The 16739-nt window shown below is 71.5% G+C and carries 17 protein-coding genes and 1 pseudogene; 9 read left to right on the top strand and 9 right to left on the bottom strand.

Annotation, left to right across the window (positions count from 1 at the left end; translation table 11 throughout):
* The first annotated feature begins 63 nt into the window (after positions 1-63).
* Positions 64-843 (top strand): alpha/beta fold hydrolase, encoded by a 780-nt coding sequence (locus ACIBK0_RS33685; RefSeq protein WP_399088219.1) that lies wholly within the window; start codon positions 64-66, stop codon positions 841-843.
* 36 nt (positions 844-879) lie between these two features.
* Here ACIBK0_RS33685 and ACIBK0_RS33680 read toward each other — a convergent pair whose 3' ends face one another.
* Both ACIBK0_RS33680 and ACIBK0_RS33675 read right to left on the bottom strand, forming a co-directional pair.
* Positions 880-2109 (bottom strand): PP2C family protein-serine/threonine phosphatase, encoded by a 1230-nt coding sequence (locus ACIBK0_RS33680; RefSeq protein ID WP_399088216.1) that lies wholly within the window; start codon positions 2107-2109, stop codon positions 880-882.
* 324 nt (positions 2110-2433) lie between these two features.
* On the bottom strand, positions 2434-3213 hold the full coding sequence (locus tag ACIBK0_RS33675) for a DeoR/GlpR family DNA-binding transcription regulator (RefSeq protein ID WP_399088214.1): 780 nt from the start codon (positions 3211-3213) through the stop codon (positions 2434-2436).
* Positions 3214-3335: 122 nt separating this feature from the next.
* Here ACIBK0_RS33675 and ACIBK0_RS33670 point away from each other — a divergent pair, with 122 nt between their 5' ends.
* Together ACIBK0_RS33670 and ACIBK0_RS33665 are read left to right on the top strand one after the other, a co-directional pair.
* A complete protein-coding gene (locus ACIBK0_RS33670) occupies positions 3336-4226 on the top strand; it encodes an SIS domain-containing protein (RefSeq protein WP_399088212.1) in 891 nt (296 codons plus the stop codon).
* Positions 4227-4259: 33 nt separating this feature from the next.
* Positions 4260-5111, top strand: coding sequence for a ketose-bisphosphate aldolase (locus ACIBK0_RS33665; protein ID WP_399088210.1), 852 nt, complete (start codon positions 4260-4262; stop codon positions 5109-5111).
* Between the two features lie 2 nt (positions 5112-5113).
* Here ACIBK0_RS33665 and ACIBK0_RS33660 read toward each other — a convergent pair whose 3' ends face one another.
* Together ACIBK0_RS33660 and ACIBK0_RS33655 are read right to left on the bottom strand one after the other, a co-directional pair.
* Positions 5114-5395 carry a hypothetical protein gene (locus ACIBK0_RS33660; protein WP_399088208.1) on the bottom strand — a complete coding sequence of 94 codons (282 nt, stop codon included), beginning with the start codon at positions 5393-5395 and terminating at the stop codon, positions 5114-5116.
* A pseudogene (locus tag ACIBK0_RS33655) lies at positions 5392-5925 on the bottom strand (phytanoyl-CoA dioxygenase family protein); the annotation flags it as partial. The pseudogene ACIBK0_RS33655 and the gene ACIBK0_RS33660, both read right to left, overlap by 4 nt.
* 23 nt (positions 5926-5948) lie before the next feature.
* Between ACIBK0_RS33655 and ACIBK0_RS33650 the strand changes: the two are divergent.
* On the top strand, positions 5949-6722 hold the full coding sequence (locus ACIBK0_RS33650) for a helix-turn-helix domain-containing protein (RefSeq protein WP_399088206.1): 774 nt from the start codon (positions 5949-5951) through the stop codon (positions 6720-6722).
* Here the strand turns inward: ACIBK0_RS33650 and ACIBK0_RS33645 are convergent.
* Complete coding sequence (locus ACIBK0_RS33645) at positions 6712-7842, bottom strand: methyltransferase (protein WP_399088204.1); 1131 nt, start codon at positions 7840-7842, stop codon at positions 6712-6714. The two genes, ACIBK0_RS33650 and ACIBK0_RS33645, sit on opposite strands and share 11 nt — an antisense overlap.
* A gap of 124 nt (positions 7843-7966) precedes the next feature.
* On the opposite strand from ACIBK0_RS33645, the gene ACIBK0_RS33640 reads away from it, so the two are divergent.
* A complete protein-coding gene (locus ACIBK0_RS33640; protein WP_399088202.1) occupies positions 7967-8620 on the top strand; it encodes an alpha-ketoglutarate-dependent dioxygenase AlkB family protein in 654 nt (217 codons plus the stop codon).
* 74 nt (positions 8621-8694) lie between these two features.
* A complete protein-coding gene (locus tag ACIBK0_RS33635; RefSeq protein ID WP_399088200.1) occupies positions 8695-9936 on the top strand; it encodes an ROK family protein in 1242 nt (413 codons plus the stop codon).
* Between the two features lie 182 nt (positions 9937-10118).
* Here ACIBK0_RS33635 and ACIBK0_RS33630 read toward each other — a convergent pair whose 3' ends face one another.
* The 3 genes from ACIBK0_RS33630 to ACIBK0_RS33620 are packed head-to-tail and all read right to left on the bottom strand — an operon-like array spanning position 10119 to position 12209.
* Positions 10119-11027, bottom strand: coding sequence for a phosphotriesterase (locus ACIBK0_RS33630; RefSeq protein WP_399088198.1), 909 nt, complete (start codon positions 11025-11027; stop codon positions 10119-10121).
* Positions 11024-11608 (bottom strand): DUF4865 family protein, encoded by a 585-nt coding sequence (locus ACIBK0_RS33625; protein WP_399088196.1) that lies wholly within the window; start codon positions 11606-11608, stop codon positions 11024-11026. Before ACIBK0_RS33625 ends, ACIBK0_RS33630 begins: the two co-directional genes overlap by 4 nt.
* 22 nt (positions 11609-11630) lie before the next feature.
* Positions 11631-12209: a TetR/AcrR family transcriptional regulator gene (locus ACIBK0_RS33620; RefSeq protein WP_399088194.1), complete on the bottom strand. Its 579-nt coding sequence runs from the start codon at positions 12207-12209 to the stop codon at positions 11631-11633.
* A gap of 204 nt (positions 12210-12413) precedes the next feature.
* Here ACIBK0_RS33620 and ACIBK0_RS33615 point away from each other — a divergent pair, with 204 nt between their 5' ends.
* From ACIBK0_RS33615 to ACIBK0_RS33605, 3 genes are read left to right on the top strand one after another with little or no spacing between them, the layout of a single operon-like run.
* Positions 12414-12722, top strand: a complete 309-nt coding sequence (locus tag ACIBK0_RS33615) for an SHOCT domain-containing protein (RefSeq protein WP_399088192.1) — start codon at positions 12414-12416, stop codon at positions 12720-12722.
* Entirely contained in the window at positions 12719-13477 is a 759-nt protein-coding gene (locus ACIBK0_RS33610; protein WP_399088190.1) for an ABC transporter ATP-binding protein, read from the top strand. Before ACIBK0_RS33615 ends, ACIBK0_RS33610 begins: the two co-directional genes overlap by 4 nt.
* Positions 13474-16035: an ABC transporter permease gene (locus ACIBK0_RS33605; protein ID WP_399088188.1), complete on the top strand. Its 2562-nt coding sequence runs from the start codon at positions 13474-13476 to the stop codon at positions 16033-16035. The genes ACIBK0_RS33610 and ACIBK0_RS33605 overlap by 4 nt, the downstream gene beginning before the upstream one ends.
* Positions 16036-16097: 62 nt before the next feature.
* On the opposite strand, the gene ACIBK0_RS33600 is transcribed toward ACIBK0_RS33605, so the two are convergent.
* On the bottom strand, positions 16098-16613 hold the full coding sequence (locus ACIBK0_RS33600) for an ATP-binding protein (protein WP_399088186.1): 516 nt from the start codon (positions 16611-16613) through the stop codon (positions 16098-16100).
* Between the last annotated feature and the right edge of the window lie 126 nt (positions 16614-16739).

Raw genomic sequence — 16739 nt, 5'->3', positions numbered from 1 at the left:
GGCAGCCCGGGCGGGCGGCTACCGTACCCGTCAGTAACTGGACCGCACCGCAGGAGGCGACCCATGCCGCAGCTCGAAGTCGACGGCGCAGCACTGACGTACGACGACGAGGGCCCCCGCGACGGCGACGGTGTGCCCTTGGTGTTCATCCACGGCTGGACGGCCAACCGGCACCGCTGGGACCACCAGCTGGCGCACTTCTCCCCGAAGCGCCGGGTGATACGCCTCGACCTGCGCGGACACGGCGAGAGCAGTGGGGCGGGGGTGCGCACGATCGAGGAGCTGGCGAGGGACGTCCTCGCCCTCCTCGACCACCTGAAGGTCGAGCGCTTCGTCCTGGTCGGCCACTCGATGGGCGGGATGATCTCGCAGACCATCGCCCTCTCCCACCCCGAGCGGGTGGAGCGCATGGCGCTGGTGAACTCGATCAGCCGCATGACCTACAGCCGGGGGCGGGGTCTGCTGATGGGGGTCTCCACGCTGGTGCCGTTCAAGCTGTTCGTCGCCACCAACATCCAGCGGGCCTTCGCCCCCGGATACCCGCGCGAGGAGATCCGGGAGTACGTGCGCGCCTCCGCGGACACACCGCGGGAGGTGGTCATGACGCTCTACGGCGCCATGCGGGCCTTCGACGTCCTCGACCGGGTCGGCGAGATCCGCACGCCCACCCTGCTGGTGCACGGCTACCACGACATCCAGCTGCCCGTCTCGCAGATGCTGCGCATGGCGAAGGCCTACCCGGACGCGGTGGTGCGGATCGTGGACGCCGGCCACGAACTGCCGGTGGAGAAGCCGGCGGAACTGACCTCGGCACTCGACGGGTTCCTGACCGCCCGGGCCTGAGGCGGGCGGCCGCTGTCGAAGCGCGACCCCGCTCGGTCACAACCGCACGACGATCAGCGCGGTGTCGTCGGTGGCGCCCCCCGGCGGAAGCAGCTCGTGGAGGACGGCGTCCGCGAGGGTCTCGGGGTCGGCATCCTTGTGGCGGACCAGGGACGTGGCGAGGCGGTCGAGTCCGGTGTCGATGTCCTCGCCGCGCCGTTCGATCAGGCCGTCGGTGTACAGCACGACGGTGGCGCCGTCGGTGAACGCGGTGGCGGCCTGCGGCCTTGGGATCGGGTCGGGGCGGGCGTCGAGCGGCGGATCGGTGGCCTGGTCGAGGAACTCCACTCGACCTTCGGCGTGGACCAGCGCGGGCGGGGGGTGGCCGGCACTGCTGTAGGTGATCGTGTGGTGGTCGAAGTCGATGAAGGTCGTGACCGCGGTGGCCGATTCGGCGCCGTCGACCACGTGGGCGTAGCGTCCCAGGACGTCCAGGGCCTGAGCGGGGCCCTTTGCGACTCGGGAGGCGGCGGTGAGCGCGCTGCGCAGCTGGCCCATCACGCCGGCTGCCTCCAGACCGTGGCCGACCACGTCGCCCACGGCCACGCCGATGCGGTTGCCGTCCACCAGGTCGACCAGGTCGTACCAGTCCCCGCAGACGTTCAGTGAGCCGACCGCGGGTCGGTAGCGCACGGCAGCCCGGCGGTGTCCCAGCTGACCGGGCGCCGGCAGCATGGACTCCTGCAGGGCCAGCGCCACCTCGCGCTCGCGGGCGTGGGACTGTCGCAGACGTTCGTTGAGCTCCTGCAGTTCACGGGCGCGTGTGTACAGCTCTGCCTCCAGCACACGGGACCGGCTCCCGCTGGGGGCGCCACGGGCCCGGACCAGTTCGGTGACCTCTTCGACCCGGTGCACCAGCAGCACCACTCTCCCATCGGGGCCGTGCACGGGCGCGTTGACGGGGCTCCAGAAACGTTGCTCCCACTGCCCGGGCTGCTCGGTGGATTCGACGTCGTACCGCTGCAGGGCCATCGCGTCGCGTTCGCCGGTGGCCACCACCCGGCGCAGCGAGGCCGCCAAGTCGCGCATGCCCGTCGCGGTGGGGTCGTTCGGGTTGTCCGGGAAGACGTCGAACAGATAGCGGCCGATCAGCTGCTCCCGTGTGCGCCCGGACAAGCGCAGGAATTCCTCGTTGGCGTCCGCGTAGATGAGCTGGGGCGTCAGCAGCGCCACCATGCCGGGCAGGGCCCGGAACACCGCCGCGTAGTCGATCTCCGCGTCCGTCATGGTGCCGCCACCTCGTAGCCGATTTCGCACATTTTCTCATGGTTCCCACACGGTGAGAGGTGGTCTTCGCCGGGGCGTCGTGGCCCGGCAGCCGTCCGCTGGGCGCGGTCAGGCAGCAGGCCGGCGGCGCCCGAGCGGGCCGCAGGCCCACGGTCCTGGCGGGCGCTCAGGCAGGCGCAGGCCCACGATCGGGGCGGGCGCCCAGCCGCGTAAGAGCCGCTGTCGGCCCAGGGGCAGGCCATCCCGGAATGTGAACCGAGCCGACGCTCTTCAAGTCGTGATCGCGGTCTCCGACAGGTCGGCTGTGAACCGGGCTGTCAGCCGTCACACGGCGACAACACTTACCCCCGCCTCCTCGAACCGCCGCGTCGTCTCCGGCCCCACCCCCGCGTCCGTGACCAGCGTGTCCACCGACTCCGCCGCGCAGATCCGGGCGAAGGCGCGCTGTCCGAGCTTGCTGGAGTCGGCGGCGACGATCACGCGCTCCGCGCGCTCGCACAGGAGGCGGTTGATCGCGGCCTCGGCCTCGTCGTGGGCGGCCGCGCCATGCGTGGCGTCGAAGGCGACCACGCCGAGCACGGCGACGTCGAGGGTGATCTGGCCGAGCACGCCGTCCGCGAGCGGGCCGATGAGCTCGTACGACTGCGGACGTGCGACGCCGCCCGTCACCACGATCTTGAACTGGGGGCGCACGGCGAGCTCGTTGGCGATGTTCAGCGCGTTCGTGACTACGGTCAGCGCGGGCGAGCCGGATGCCAGATCGGGACGTACGGCCAGGGCGCGGGCCACCTCGGTGGTCGTGGTGCCGCCCGTCAGGCCCACTGCCTCGCCCGGGGCGATGAGGTCGGCCACCGCCTTCGCGATGCGCTGTTTCTCGGAGGCGTGGCGGGCGGTCTTGTAACGAAGGGGCAGTTCGTACGAGACGCCGTGGACGACGGCGCCACCCCGGGTGCGCACGAGCATCTGCTGCTCGGCGAGCTGGTCGAAGTCACGCCGGATCGTCGCGGCCGACACCTCGAGCCGGGCCGCGGCCTCCTCGACATCCAACCGGCCCTGTTCCACCAGCAGTTCCAGCAGCGCCTTCCAGCGGGCGTCGCGCGACATCCGCACACTCCATTCCTCGATCTTCCGCGACCTTAGCGCACCCCCACTCCCCCAGAATGCTTGATTGTGTTCGAAAGCTCGCTATATCTTGCAGGAACAAGCATCAGTGGGAGGGGTACGGCATGACTCATGTCGAGAACGAGCTGCACAGTCAGCCCGAGTGCTGGAGCCGCGCCGCCGAGCAGGCCGCCGCGCACGAAGCCGCGCTGCCGCGGACGGGGGAGCGGGTCGCGATCGTGGGGTGCGGCACCTCGTTCTTCATGGCGCAGTCCTTGGCCGCTCTGCGCGAGCAGGCCGGGCAGGGTGAGACGGACGCCTTCGCCGCCTCGGAGTTCCCGCGCGGCCGCTCGTACGACCGCGTCGTCGCCCTCACCCGCTCCGGCACCACCACCGAGGTACTCGAACTCCTCGGGCACCTTCGGGGACGAACGCGTACGACCGCCATCACCGCCGACCCCGAGACTCCCGTGATGCAGTGCGCGGACGACATCGTCGTGCTCGACTTCGCCGACGAGCGGTCCGTGGTGCAGACGCGGTTCGCGACCACCGCACTCACGCTGCTCCGGGCGCACCTGGGTCTGCACACCGACGCCGTCGTCGCCGACGCGCGCACCGCGCTGGAGACTCCGCTGCCCGATGGACTGGTCGACTGCACGCAGTTCACCTTCCTCGGCCGCGGCTGGACCGTCGGGCTCGCCCATGAGGCCGGGCTCAAGATGCGTGAGGCCTCGCTCGCCTGGACCGAGGCCTACCCGGCGATGGAGTACCGGCACGGCCCCATCAGCATCACCACCCGGGGCACCGCCACCTGGATGTTCGGCCAGGCGCCGGAAGGGCTGGCCGAACAGGTGCGGGAGACCGGCGGGTTGTGGGTGGCCGGCGTCCTCGACCCGCTCGCCGAACTCGTCCGCGCCCAGCGACTGGCGGTCGCGGTCGCCGCGGCCCGCGGGCTCAACCCCGACCAGCCGCGCCACCTCACCCGCTCGGTGATTCTCAGCCCGGCTGCCCGCTGAACCGGCTCGACCACCCGCCGAGAAGGAGGAGTTGTGCCCCTTGCAGCAACCGGTGACCTGGTCGTCGCGGCCGCCGAGGCGCGGACCGCCGTCGCCGCCTTCAACATCATCACCCTCGAACACGTCGAGGCCGTCATCGCGGGAGCCGAGTCCGTCGACGCTCCCGTGGTGCTCCAAGTCAGCGAGAACGCGGTGAAGTTCCGCTACGGACGGCTGCTTCCGCTGGCCCGCGCCGCGACCGCTGCGGCCGCACGCGCCTCGGTGCCCGTCGCGTTGCACCTCGACCACGTCCAGAGCGACGACCTGCTCAGACAGGCGCCCGGAGCCGGATTCAGCTCCGTGATGTACGACGCGGCACGGCTGCCGTACGAGCAGAACCTCGTCGCCACCCGCGCCGCCGCCGACTGGGCCCACGCCCAAGGTCTCTGGATCGAGGCCGAGTTGGGGGAGGTCGGCGGCAAGCAGGGTGAGCCGCCGCTCGACGCGCACGCCCCCGGCGCCCGCACCGACCCCGCCGAGGCCCGCGCCTTCGTGGCCGACTCCGGCGTGGACGCCCTGGCGGTCGCGATCGGCAGCTCGCACGCGATGACCACACGTACCGCCACCCTCGACCACGACCTCCTCAAGCGACTGACGGCGAAGCTCGGCGTGCCGCTCGTGCTGCACGGCTCGTCCGGAGTGCCGGACGACGAGCTGGCGGCGGCCGTCACGGGCGGCATCGCCAAGGTCAACGTCGGCACCGCGCTGAACATCGCGATGACCGGCGCCATCCGGGAGTTCCTCGCCGCCCACCCCGAGGCGGTGGACTCCCGGAAGTACCTCAGCGTGGGTCGGGAGGCGATGGCACGGGCGGTGGCACGGCTCATCGGGGTACTGCAGGGCTGACCTCACGCAGCGTCGAGTTCGACCAGTTTCTCGAAGAAGAACTCGTGGCTGAGGAACGACACGTCGTACTCGCGCCCTGGATACGGCGGGATCAGCTGCGTCGCCTGGAACAGCCGCCAGCCGTCCTCCAGGGCGTGCGCGCCGGACCTGTACGGAGGTTCGTCACTGTCCCCGGTCGTGGGGGACGTACGGCCGGTGCCGCCGTGGACCGACCGGCCCACCACGTCCGAGTCCAGGGCGGAGGTGGCGAGGTAGAGGGCCAGGACCTGCTGACGGGTGCTCATACCGCGTTCTTCCGGAGGAGGTTGGCGACGCCGGTCACCCAGTGGTCCACGTCGAAGGTGTCGTCCCCGGTGAGCGCGCGCCACATCAGGACGCGGTTGTAGATCTCCAGGCGGCCGGTGGCGGGCTCGTACCAGGGAAAGGTGGTGGCCAGTTCCTGGGCGACGCGGGGGTCCTCGAGGTCCGAGGTGTCCCACGGCCGCCGCTGCCGCACCGTCGGATTGAACCGGATCTTGACCATGTAGCGGACCGTGTCGCTGTCGTTGCGCCGACCGCCGTGCCACAGCTCATGGTTCAGAAACACCACCGTGCCGGCCCGGCAGACCAGTCGGCTCTGTCCGCGCAGGCTCTGGTAGCGCCCGGTGTCGGACTCGTTGGTACGTCGCAGATGGCTGCCCGGCACACTCAGGGTGCCGCCCATGTCGAGGGTGACGTCCTGCGGGTAGTACATCAACTGGACGTCGAAGGCGTCGGTGCGCACATCGATGATCGCGTCACCGTGCAGCGGCTGCGCCTGTCCCACGCGGCGCTCACCACTGCTGGTAGTTTTTCATCATGCGGGAGACCGAGCTGCACCTGGGCGAGCCGCCCGCCGTCGTCAACATCGGCGTCGGCGTGCACGGCGTCGCGAGCCCCACGGACGTCTTCCGGCTGCCGGAGCTGTGGCAGCTGCACCTCTACCAGTACGACGCCGAGCTGACCGTCGACGGTACGTCGCACCTGATCCGCCCCGGCCGGGTGAGTCTCGTACCGCCCGGCGCCACGGTCCGCTACCGCTACCAGGGCCGTTCCGAACACCTCTACGCTCACCTGCGCATCGCCCCCGTCGGCCCGCCCCGCACGGTCCCCGTCGTGCAGGACGCGGGACCCGAACTCCGCGCTCTCTCCGACCTGCTGCTCCACGCGATCGCGGCGGCTCCTGGCGCGCCCGAACGCACCCGGGCGGAGATCTGGACCGTGCTGTGGCGCATCGCCGGTCTCACCCCACCCGCCGTCACGAGCCCGGGCCCCCACCCGGCGGTCGGCACGGCGATCGCCCACATCGAGTCACACCTCGCCGCCCCGCTCGCCATCCCCGAGATCGCCCGCGCCGCCGGGGTCTCCCACAACCACCTCACCCGGCTCTTCCGCGCCGAGACAGGCACCACGGTCGTGGCCTACATCCGCCGCCGCAGACTGGAGCGCGCCCACCATCTGCTGCGCGCCTCGACGCTCTCCATCCCGGCGGTGGCCGCCTCCGTCGGCATCCCCGACCTGCAGGCCTTCAACAAGGCGTGCCGCCGCGAACTCGGAGCCTCACCACGCGTACTGCGCGGCGCTACTTCTTGACGGCCCTGAGGATCACGAACTTCGCGTCACCGGCGACGAGTTCACTGTTGCCGAAGAGGCGGCGCAGTTTCAGGTGGTAGCCCAGGTGACGATTGCCGATCACCCACAGCTCGCCGCCCGGCCGCAGCGCGCGCCGTGCCCCCGAGAACATCCGCCAAGCCGTCGTGTCCGTCGTGGCCTGGTGCGAGTGGAACGGCGGGTTGTTGAGGACGAGGTCGACGCTTGTGGCGGAAACGCCCGCCAGCCCGTCACCGACGCGGAACTCCGCGCTCCCTTCGGCATTGGCCCGGTAGGTCGCCTCGGCCGAGGCCACGGCCTGGTACGACTCGTCGACGAACAGCACCTCGGCCTCGGGGTTGGCCAGCGCGATCGCCGTGCCGAGGACCCCGTTTCCGCAGCCGAGGTCCACGACCCGCTCGGCACCGCGGCTGCGTGGAAGGTGCTGGAGGAAGAAGCGGGTGCCGATGTCGAGGCGGTCGGCGCAGAAGACGCCCGCGTGATTGACGACGGTGCGGCCGGAGACCGGTCCGACGCCGTCGGGGAGCCGGTAGCTGTACGGCCACGGGTTGGTGTCCCGCGCGATGCCCGGGTACGGGGTGCAGAAGATGAGCCGGGCCTTCTTCTCGGCCAGCGAGGTGCGGGTCGGACCGAGGATCCGCTCGAAGAGCTGCAGCGTCGAGGTGTGGATCTCCTTGACCATTCCGGTGCCGACGACGACGGTCCCCTCGTGCACACCGGGCGCCACCCGGTGCAGTTGGTCCTCCAGCAGGGCGAGGCTCTTCGGCACCCGGACGAGCAGCACGTCGATGCGGTCCGGCGGGGTGTCCTGCGTGGTGAGGAGCCGTACCGCGGTCTCCTCGGCACCGGCCCGCGCGAGGTTCGCCCGAGTCGCCTCGTGCGCGAGGAAGGAGTCGGTGATCTGCGTCGGCCGGTGCGCCGACAGCGCCGTGGCGAGCGCGCCCCAGCGGTCGCCGACGATCACGACCGATCCGGTCAGGGGGGTCCCGCTCTCCGCGAGGTGCCGCAGCAGATAGGTATCGGCGGCGTCCCAGGCGCGCAGCTGCTCGCGCGGGTCCTCGGGGAAGCGGGCGAGCGCGTACTCGCCCCAGGGTGTGCTCATCCGGTCGTTCATCGTGGGTCAAGGCTAAGCGACCCAGGGGAAGCCCGGGCACGCCCCACTCGCCGGTGCCGCTCGACCGGGCCGTAGCTCAGCCCCGGTCGGGCCGGTGCGCGAGGATGGAACCATGTCGACGGACGCGGAGCTGTTCCCCCGGAGCCGGACGGAGATCGCGCCCGACGCGGTGCACGTCCCGGACTGGCTGGACGCCGACCGCCAGCGGGAGCTCCTGGAGGCCTGCCGCGCCTGGGCCCGCCCGCCGGCCGGCCTACGCACTGTGCGCACCCCCGGCGGTGGCACGATGACCTCGCGGCAGGTCTGCCTGGGCTGGCACTGGTACCCGTACCGGTACGCACGCACGGTCGCCGACGGCGACGGCGCCCCCGTGAAACCCTTCCCGCGGTGGCTGGACGCTCTCGGCCGACGCGCGGTCACGGACGCGTTCGGAGCCCGGGCGGCGACGGCGGCGTACGACATCGCACTGATCAACTTCTACGAGGCCGACGCCCGTATGGGCATGCACCGCGACAGCGACGAGAAGTCGGACGCGCCGGTGGTGTCGCTTAGCCTCGGCGACAGCTGCGTCTTCCGGTTCGGGAACACGCAGACCCGCGCGCGGCCGTACACGGATGTCGAGCTGCGCAGCGGAGACCTCTTCGTGTTCGGCGGGGCGTCGCGGCTCGCGTATCACGGGGTGCCGCGGGTGTACCCGGGAACGGCGCCGCCGGAGTTGGGGCTCACCGGCCGGCTCAACATCACTCTGCGGGTGAGCGGCCTTTAGAGCCTGTGCGGTGAATCAGGCGCCCGGCCACCGGACGGACCACCGGAGGAGCGGATCATGGGAGACTCGCCCTCATGAACGGCAAGGCGGGCCCCCGGACGGCGGGGGAAGGGAACACGCGGACGCGGCTGGACCGGGGGCGCGGGGCGCTCGGGCCGGCGCTGGAACTCGTGCACACCGGGCGTGCGCCGACGCGTGCCGTGCTCACCGCCGAGCTGGGGGTGACCCGGGCGACGGCGGGCGCGGTGGCTGCCGAGCTGGAGGCCCTGGGGTTGATCCGGGTCGACGCGCGGCCCGGTGCGGCGGCCGGATCGCAGGGTAGGCCTTCGCACCGCCTCGAGGTCGCGGAGGACGGGCCCGTCGCGCTCGCCGCGCAGGTGCACGCCGACGGGTTCCGCGCCGCACTGGTCGGCCTCGGCGGCCGGATCGTCGCCACCGCGCCCGGCTGCGAGACCGTCGACGCCGATCCGGCGAAGGTGCTCGGCTCGGTCGTCGAGGCCGGCGCCGAGCTGCTGCGCGAGACGGGGAGGCGCTGCGTGGGCGCCGGACTCGCCGTGCCGTCCGCGGTCGCCGAACCCGACGGGCTCGCCCTCAACCCGCTGCACCTGGCGTGGCCCGCGGGTGCCCCCGTGCGCCAGATCTTCGCCGAGCGGGTGCGCGCAGCCGGCATCCAGGGACCCGCGTTCGCGGCCAACGACGTGAACCTCGCCGCTCTCGCCGAGCACCGCCACGGCGCCGGCCGCGGCTCCCGTGACCTGCTGTGCGTGGCCACAGGGCACCGGGGCGTCGGTGGCGCGCTCGTGCTCGACGGGCGGCTGCACACCGGCAGTTCGGGGCTCGCGCTCGAAGTCGGCCACCTCACCGTCAACCCCGAGGGCCGTCCCTGCTACTGCGGCAGCCGTGGGTGCCTCGACGTCGAGGCGGACCCGCTGGCCTTCCTCGTCGCGGCGGGGCGTGACCCCGGCCCCGAGGTGTCGCTGCTCCAGCAGGCCAACGACCTGATCCGCGGCCAGTACGCCGACCCGGGCGTGCGCACGGCCACCGAGGAGCTGATCGACCGCCTGGGTCTCGGACTCGCCGGCCTCGTCAACATCCTCAACCCGGACCGGATCATCCTCGGCGGGCTGCACCGCACCCTGCTCGACGCCGACCCGGACCGGCTGCGCGCCGTCGTCGCCGACCGCAGCCTGTGGGGGCAGAGCGGCGGCGTACCGATCCTCGCCTGCACGCTGGACCACAACAGCCTCGTAGGGGCGGCCGAATTGGCATGGCAGCCGGTGCTCGACGACCCGCCGGCGGCGCTGGCCGAGGTCTGAGGGGCTCAGGTACCGGTCAGACTCCACAGCGCCGCGACGAGCGGTCGGCGCGGATCGCCCCGGCGCACGCCGCGGGACATGATCGCCGAGATCTCCGACGAGGTCGCCGACGACACCGAGCTGCGCAGCCTGATTCTGGTCGAACGGCGGCTCGGCGCACGCCCGATGGAGATCTCGGTGGCCTAACGCCATGCGGCGGCGAAGGCGCGCCCGGGGTTCTCGATGAGGATGCGGTCCACCAGCTCCTTGCCCAGGGCGATTTCGAGCCGCGGGCGCACCCGGCGGAGCAGATACGGCATCCCGGGGCCGCCGTTGACCGAGCGGGCCGCGGCGGTCGTCGTGTCGCCACCGAGGAGCAGCCGGTGGCCGAAACCGGCATCGGCGAGGGCGCGTACGGCGTCGGGCATGCGCCAGTCGGTGGCATGGTGGGCGCGCGAGGAGCCGTCGAAGGCGAGATGGGCGCCCGCCTCGGCGGCATCGCGCTGCACCACGAAGTCGGGTGAGCGGTTGAGGTGGCCCAGGACCACCCGGTGCGGGGGCACACCCAACTCGCCGCACAGCAGGTCGAGTACGTCGAGGGCGCCGGTGCCCAGCTCCAGGTGGACGGCGATCGGCGCTCCGGTGGCATGGTGGGCCTCGGCGGCGGCGGTCATCGTCCAGCGGGCATGCGCGTCCAAGGCATGGAAGCCGCCGGCGACCTTGATCAGTCCGGCTCGCACCCCGGATGTGCCGATCCCCGCCGTCAGCTCGGACACGAACACCTCGGTCAGCTTCCCGCGCAGCTCGGTGAGCAACTCCGGGGCGTAGTGCGCCGCTTGGTGCAGTCCGGTCGCGGCGATCACGTGGACGCCGGTCTCGCGGGCGAGTGTCGGCAGGTCCGCGGCTCGCCTGCCCAGGCCGTACGGCGTCCACTGCACCACACTGGTGCCGCCCTGGCCGCGGAAAGAGGCCAGCTCGGCGCGCGCGGCGGAGGCGTCGCGCAATTCCTGACCGGGGAGTTGGGGGCTGGCGAAGAACAGGTGGTCGTGCGCGTCGCACACCCCCAGCTCCTCGGGTGGGATGTCCCGCAGGACTGTACGAACCGTGTTCACCACTGCCGGCCTCGCGGCAGCCGGTCGCGTTCGGGTGCCGACATGTGCAGCACCCGGAAGACCTCACCCGAAGCCTTGGGGGAGTCGTGGTCCCAGAGCGAGAAGTGCACCAGCTCCCAGTGTCGCGGATCGACGGCGGCGGCCGCGCAGACCGCGCCGTCCAGCGCGGCCAGCCGCCCGGCCTCGCGCCCGGCCTCCCCCATCACCTCGGACAGCTCCACTCCTTCGGGAACGGGCTGCCGTCGCCGCACCGCGACCTTGGCGGGCGAGCCGGCGGCGCCGCCCTCCTCGTACCCGAGACCGGTCCAGTGCTGCACCACGGGGCGTCCGAAGTCGTTGACGAGGCCCTGGAACGCGCCGCCCCACAGGAAGGCGTTCATGCCCTGCGCCGTGTTCCACAGGTAGAACGGCGCGTACTGGTTGACCGGCGAACCGTCCACCCCGCGCTCACGCATCAGGTACGTCTTGAATCCGAGCCCGCCCCAGTCGTCGAGCAGGTGCCCGATCCGGGAGACTCGCGCGCGGATGATGTCCATGTCGTAGTCGGCGGGGAGGCTGAGCTCGTACTGCATGGCGTGCATATGGGTCCTTCCTCGGGCCTCGTCAGACTTGCGCAGGCGGAACACGTGTCGACGTGAGCAGCGAGAGCAGTCCGCGAACTCCTGTGTCGAAGGCGGCGGGTGATCCGGACGCGCGGGCCAGTACATAGCCGCCCTGGACGGTCGCGAGGATGGTCGCGGCGATCTCCTCCGCGTCGAGCGTGGGTGCGAACTCGCCCCGCTCCTTGCCCTCTTCGACGATTCCGGCGAGCCGCTCGCGCAGCCAGTCGAGTGTCTCGTCGACGGGCGCGCGCAGTTCGTCGCTCGCGATGACCTCCGGGTCCATCGTCAGCCGCCCCACGGGGCAGCCGCGCAGCACGTCGCGCTCACGGCGCAGGTACGCCTCGATGCGCTCGTACGGCGATCCGGGCGCGCTCAGTACGCCCTCGGCAGTAGCGCGCATCTCCTCGGCGGTGCGGCGGATCGCGGCGAGGGCCAGATCGGGCTTGCCCTTGAAGTGGTGGTACATGCTGCCCTGCCCCGCGCCTGCGTGCTGCTGGATCGCCTTGGGGCTGGTGCCCACGTAACCGCGCTCCCACAACAGCTCGCGGGTGGACTCGATCAGTCGGTCCGGAGTGCTCATGGATTCACTGTACATACCAGTAGGTACAGAAGTCGAGACATACCAGTAGGTACAGAAGTTGAGGCCTTCAAGGGAGCAGCCCGGGACGCCCCGCGTACTTCCGCGGAGGTATGCGTACAGCCGCTGGCCGTACGACGACTGAGACCCCCTCCCGGAGCCAGTCTCGAAGCATCGCAACAGATTCCACCGAGGAGATGACTCACCATGCAGACCCTGGCGAACTGGGACGGCGGCCCCGGCCCGTGGATCCTGTTCTTCCCACTGATCTGGGCCGCCGTCGTGATCGGCGTCGTGACGGTCCTGCGTCGTACCGGCCGGATCGGCCGCCGCGGTCCGTGGCGCGCGATGGGCGGGTTCGGCCCCGCCGGCGGGTACGGTCCGACGGGTGACTCGCCGATCGCCGTACTCGGTCGCCGCTTCGCCTCCGGAGAGATCGACGAGGACGAGTACTGGCGTCGGCTCTCCGTCCTGGACGAGCAGTTCGGGCGTACGGGCAAGGGGGGCGCGGCATGACCACCGCGACCACGACGCGTCATGCCGCGGGTGTCATCGACGCCGTCAAGGTGTACGGCAGCGCAGACACCGCCGTGAGGGCCCTGGACGGGGTGAGCGTCGGCTTTCCGGCCGGTCGCTTCACCGCGATCATGGGGCCCTCGGGCTCCGGCAAGTCCACCCTGATGCACTGCGCGGCGGGCCTGGACACGCTCACCTCCGGTGCCGCGTACATCGGCGACACCGAACTGGGCACGCTCGACGACCGCCGACTGACGCTGCTGCGCCGCGACCGCATCGGCTTCGTCTTCCAGGCGTTCAACCTGGTCCCGACGCTGACCGTCGCGGAGAACATCACGCTGCCGATGGACCTCGCCGGATCCAAGGGCTCACGCGTCTGGATCGACGCCCTGGTCGACGTCGTGGGCCTGCGCGACCGGCTCCACCACCGCCCCAGCGAGCTCTCCGGCGGACAGCAGCAACGCGTCGCCGTGGCACGGGCGTTCGCCGGACAGCCCGATGTCGTCTTCGCCGACGAACCCACCGGCAACCTCGACTCCCGCTCCGGCGAGGAGGTCCTGAACCTCCTCGGCCGGGCGGTGCGTCAGATGGACCGTACGGTCGTCATGCTCACCCACGACCCGGTGGCCGCAGCGCACGCCGACGAGGTCGTCTTCCTCGCAGACGGGCGCCTCGTGGACCGGATGGAATCCCCGACGGCCGACAAGGTCCTGGACCGGATGAAGGCCTTCGACGGCAAGGGGGCGCCGTCATGAACGCCTCGGTGCGCATCAGCGTCGCCTCCCTGCGCGCCCACAAACGACGCTTCGCCGGTACGTTCCTGGCGGTGCTCCTCGGCGTCTCCTTCCTGGCCGGAACGCTGGTCATGGGAGACACGCTGCGAGCCGGCTTCGACACGATGTTCGGCAATGCGACGGAGGGCACCGACGCCGTCGTCCGCAGCGCCGACACCATCACCACGCCCGGCGAGAGCCAGGGCGTGCGCCGGCCCGTCTCCACCGGCCTGCTGAGGACGATCGAGCAGACGCCCGGCGTCGCGGCGGCCGCGCCCGACATCCAGGGCGCGGGCCAGCTCGTCGGCTCCAACGGCAAGCCCATCGGCGGCCAGGGCCCGCCCACCCTCGCGGGCAACTGGATCGAGGATCCCCAGCTCAACGCCTACCGACTCGCCGAAGGGCGCGCCCCGTCGAAGTCCGGCGAGGTCGTCGTGAACAGGGGCGCCGCCAAGAAGGGCGACCTGAAGATCGGCGACACGACGACCCTGCGCACACCCGATCCCGTCAAGGTGACGATCGTGGGCCTCGCGACCTTCGGCGGCGAGGACGGCATGGCACAGGTGACGTTCACCGGAATGACGCAGGCCGACGCCGAGAAGTACCTCACCGCGAAGCCCGGCGAGGCCGCCGGCATCCGCGTGCGGGCCGGTCCCGGCGTCGGTCAGCAGCAGCTCGTCTCCGATCTGACTCCCGTCCTGCCCAAGGGAGTCGAGGCCATCACCGGTCAGGAGTCGGCGCAGGAGAACACCGACATGATCTCCAGTCAGTTCCTGACCGTCTTCACGACGTTCCTGCTCGTCTTCTCCGGCGTCGCGCTGCTCGTCGCGACCTTCTCCATCCACAACACCTTCGCGATCGTCGTCGCCCAACGCACCCGCGACAACGCCCTGTTGCGTGCCCTCGGCGCTTCCCGCCGCCAGCTCACCGTCTCGGCCCTCGTCGAGGCGAGCGTCGTCGCCGTGACCGCCTCGGCAGCGGGCCTCGCAGGCGGCATCGGTGTCGCGGCAGGACTGCAGGCGCTCTTCCCGGCCATCGGATTCCCGTTCCCCGAGGGCAACCTGGTGATCAGCGGCCTGTCCATGCTGCTGCCGCTCGCGGTCGGCGTCGTGGTCTGTCTCGGCTCCGCGCTGCTGCCCGCTGTGCGCGCCGGACGCACGGCACCGCTGGCCGCGCTCCGCGAGACGGCCGTCGACCAGTCCGGGGCCTCGCGCGAGCGTGCGATCATCGGCGGCGGCCTGGCCGCACTGGCGGTCGGCAGCACCCTGACCGGCGTACTGGCGAATCCGTCGCTGTGGCTCGCCGGGCTCGGCGCGGTACTCGCCCTCGCCGCCTTCGTGGTTCTCGGCCCCGTCGCGTCCTCGACAGTCGTACGCGTCCTGGGCGGCCCTCTCGACAGGCTGCGCGGTGTCACGGGCGGGCTCGCCCGGCGCAACGCGCTGCGCAGCCCGAAGCGGACCGCCGCCACCGCGAGCGCCCTGATGATCGGAGTGGCCGTCGTCTCGCTGTTCACGGTGTTCGGCGCCTCGCTCAAAGCCACCATGGACCAGACGGTCTCCCGGTCCTTCGCGGGCGACGTCGCCGTCAGCACCCCGTCGTTCGGCGCGGGCGGCAGCGGGCTCAGCCCGAAACTGGCCCCCGCGATCGCGCGGCAGCCGTCCGTCGAGAACGCCGTCGGCCTGGGCCGCGGCGTCGCCGAAGTCGACGGCGAGGGACGCGCGTTGACCGTCACCGACCCGGTGGCCCTCGGCAGGGTCTTCGATCTCGGCGACGTACAGGGCTCGCTGAACAACCTCGGTACCAACGGCATCGCCATCACCGAGAAGGAGGCCGACAAGCAGCACCTCAGGACCGGCGACACGACCCAACTCGCCTTCACCGACGGCAAGAAGCAGAACTTCATCGTCCGCGCGGTCTACGGCCAGTCGGAACTCGTCGGTGACTACGTCATCACCCGGGCCGCGTGGGACCCGCACCGCACCCAGGACTCCGACACGCTCGTCGCCGTCTCCTTCAAGGACGGTGTGAGCACGGCCGATGGCAAGGCCGCGGTACAGACGGTCGCGGAACAGTACGGCAACCCGCAGGTGCAGACCCGCGACGCATACGCGCAGTCCTCGGCCGACGGCATCGACATGATGCTGACCCTGGTCTACGCGCTGCTCGCCCTCGCCGTGCTCATCGCCCTGCTGGGCATCGCCAACACGCTCACGCTCGCGATCCACGAACGCACCCGTGAACTCGGTCTGTTGCGGGCCGTCGGACAGACCCGGGCGCAGCTGCGCGCCATGGTCCGCTGGGAGTCGGTCCTCGTGGCCGCCTTCGGTACGGCGGGCGGGCTCGCCCTGGGCGCCTTCCTCGGCTGGGTGCTCGTCAAGGCCTCCGACGGCGCGTCGGACAGCGCCTTCGCCTTCGCGGTGCCGCCCGCGCAGCTGGTCGTGGTGGCGCTGGTGGGCCTCGCGGCCGGGGCCCTCGCGGGACTGCGCCCGGCCCGGCGGGCGGCACGCCTGGATGTGCTGCGCGCCATCGCCACCGAGTGAGCCTCCGAGGGACGTACGCCCTTCGCCCTTGAGTGGCGTACGAGGTGGGGGTCACCGCCCGGTCAGCCGGCAACGGCGGACCGGGCGGGAGCGTGTTCGGGCCTCAGGCCATCGACGGTGTGTGTGCGGGGGGTCTCGTGGGCCGTGTCGTACGGCGGGAGGGCGGGCGTCGTCACCACGGGGGTCGTGGCCGGGAGCGTGAACCACACGACCTTGCCCGACTCGCCGTCGGGACGCACGCCCCAGCTCTCGCTCACCGCGGCGACCATCGCGAGGCCGCGTCCGCCGGTGGAGCCGGGGTCCGCTTCCCGGACCTCGGGAAGGCGGGGGTCGTGGTCGTGCACCGAGACCGTGAGCCGGTCGAGCAGCAGCTCGATCTCCACGGTGCACGTCTTGTCGGGCTGGGCGTGCCGGTGGACGTTGCTCAAAAGCTCGGTCACGCCGAGCGCGGCCCGGTCTATCAAGGGGTCCAGATGCCAGTAGCGCAACTGCGCAGAGACGATTCTGCGGACCTGGCCGATCCGCGACGGCAGGGCTTGGAGCTCCACCGTGCAATGCCTGCTTGGCTGGCTGATCACGGCTGCGACTCCCCGAATTGAGGTCCGGAAGAAGACGGAGATCGGATCCAGCAGAGTGGCTGAGTGGAACGGCCGCCTGCTGTCATGGCCGGCGGGCTGGTTCGCAGCGTTATCGCCGGTAAACCC

The organism is Streptomyces sp. NPDC050564, from assembly GCF_044457265.1.
Taxonomy (GTDB): Bacteria; Actinomycetota; Actinomycetes; order Streptomycetales; family Streptomycetaceae; genus Streptomyces.
This window is presented reverse-complemented; position numbering and strand designations above follow the sequence as displayed.

Excerpts from the sequence above, each read along its gene's own strand:
- ACIBK0_RS33660 (WP_399088208.1), bottom strand. The coding sequence starts at position 5,395 with ATGAGCACCCGTCAGCAGGTCCTGGCCCTCTACCTCGCCACCTCCGCC.
- ACIBK0_RS33610 (WP_399088190.1), top strand. The coding sequence starts at position 12,719 with ATGACCACCGCGACCACGACGCGTCATGCCGCGGGTGTCATCGACGCC.
- ACIBK0_RS33680 (WP_399088216.1), bottom strand. The coding sequence starts at position 2,109 with ATGACGGACGCGGAGATCGACTACGCGGCGGTGTTCCGGGCCCTGCCC.
- ACIBK0_RS33640 (WP_399088202.1), top strand. The coding sequence starts at position 7,967 with ATGTCGACGGACGCGGAGCTGTTCCCCCGGAGCCGGACGGAGATCGCG.
- ACIBK0_RS33605 (WP_399088188.1), top strand. The coding sequence starts at position 13,474 with ATGAACGCCTCGGTGCGCATCAGCGTCGCCTCCCTGCGCGCCCACAAA.
- ACIBK0_RS33615 (WP_399088192.1), top strand. The coding sequence starts at position 12,414 with ATGCAGACCCTGGCGAACTGGGACGGCGGCCCCGGCCCGTGGATCCTG.
- ACIBK0_RS33620 (WP_399088194.1), bottom strand. The coding sequence starts at position 12,209 with ATGAGCACTCCGGACCGACTGATCGAGTCCACCCGCGAGCTGTTGTGG.
- ACIBK0_RS33685 (WP_399088219.1), top strand. The coding sequence starts at position 64 with ATGCCGCAGCTCGAAGTCGACGGCGCAGCACTGACGTACGACGACGAG.
- ACIBK0_RS33625 (WP_399088196.1), bottom strand. The coding sequence starts at position 11,608 with ATGCACGCCATGCAGTACGAGCTCAGCCTCCCCGCCGACTACGACATG.
- ACIBK0_RS33650 (WP_399088206.1), top strand. The coding sequence starts at position 5,949 with ATGCGGGAGACCGAGCTGCACCTGGGCGAGCCGCCCGCCGTCGTCAAC.
- ACIBK0_RS33635 (WP_399088200.1), top strand. The coding sequence starts at position 8,695 with ATGAACGGCAAGGCGGGCCCCCGGACGGCGGGGGAAGGGAACACGCGG.
- ACIBK0_RS33645 (WP_399088204.1), bottom strand. The coding sequence starts at position 7,842 with ATGAGCACACCCTGGGGCGAGTACGCGCTCGCCCGCTTCCCCGAGGAC.
- ACIBK0_RS33675 (WP_399088214.1), bottom strand. The coding sequence starts at position 3,213 with ATGTCGCGCGACGCCCGCTGGAAGGCGCTGCTGGAACTGCTGGTGGAA.
- ACIBK0_RS33670 (WP_399088212.1), top strand. The coding sequence starts at position 3,336 with ATGACTCATGTCGAGAACGAGCTGCACAGTCAGCCCGAGTGCTGGAGC.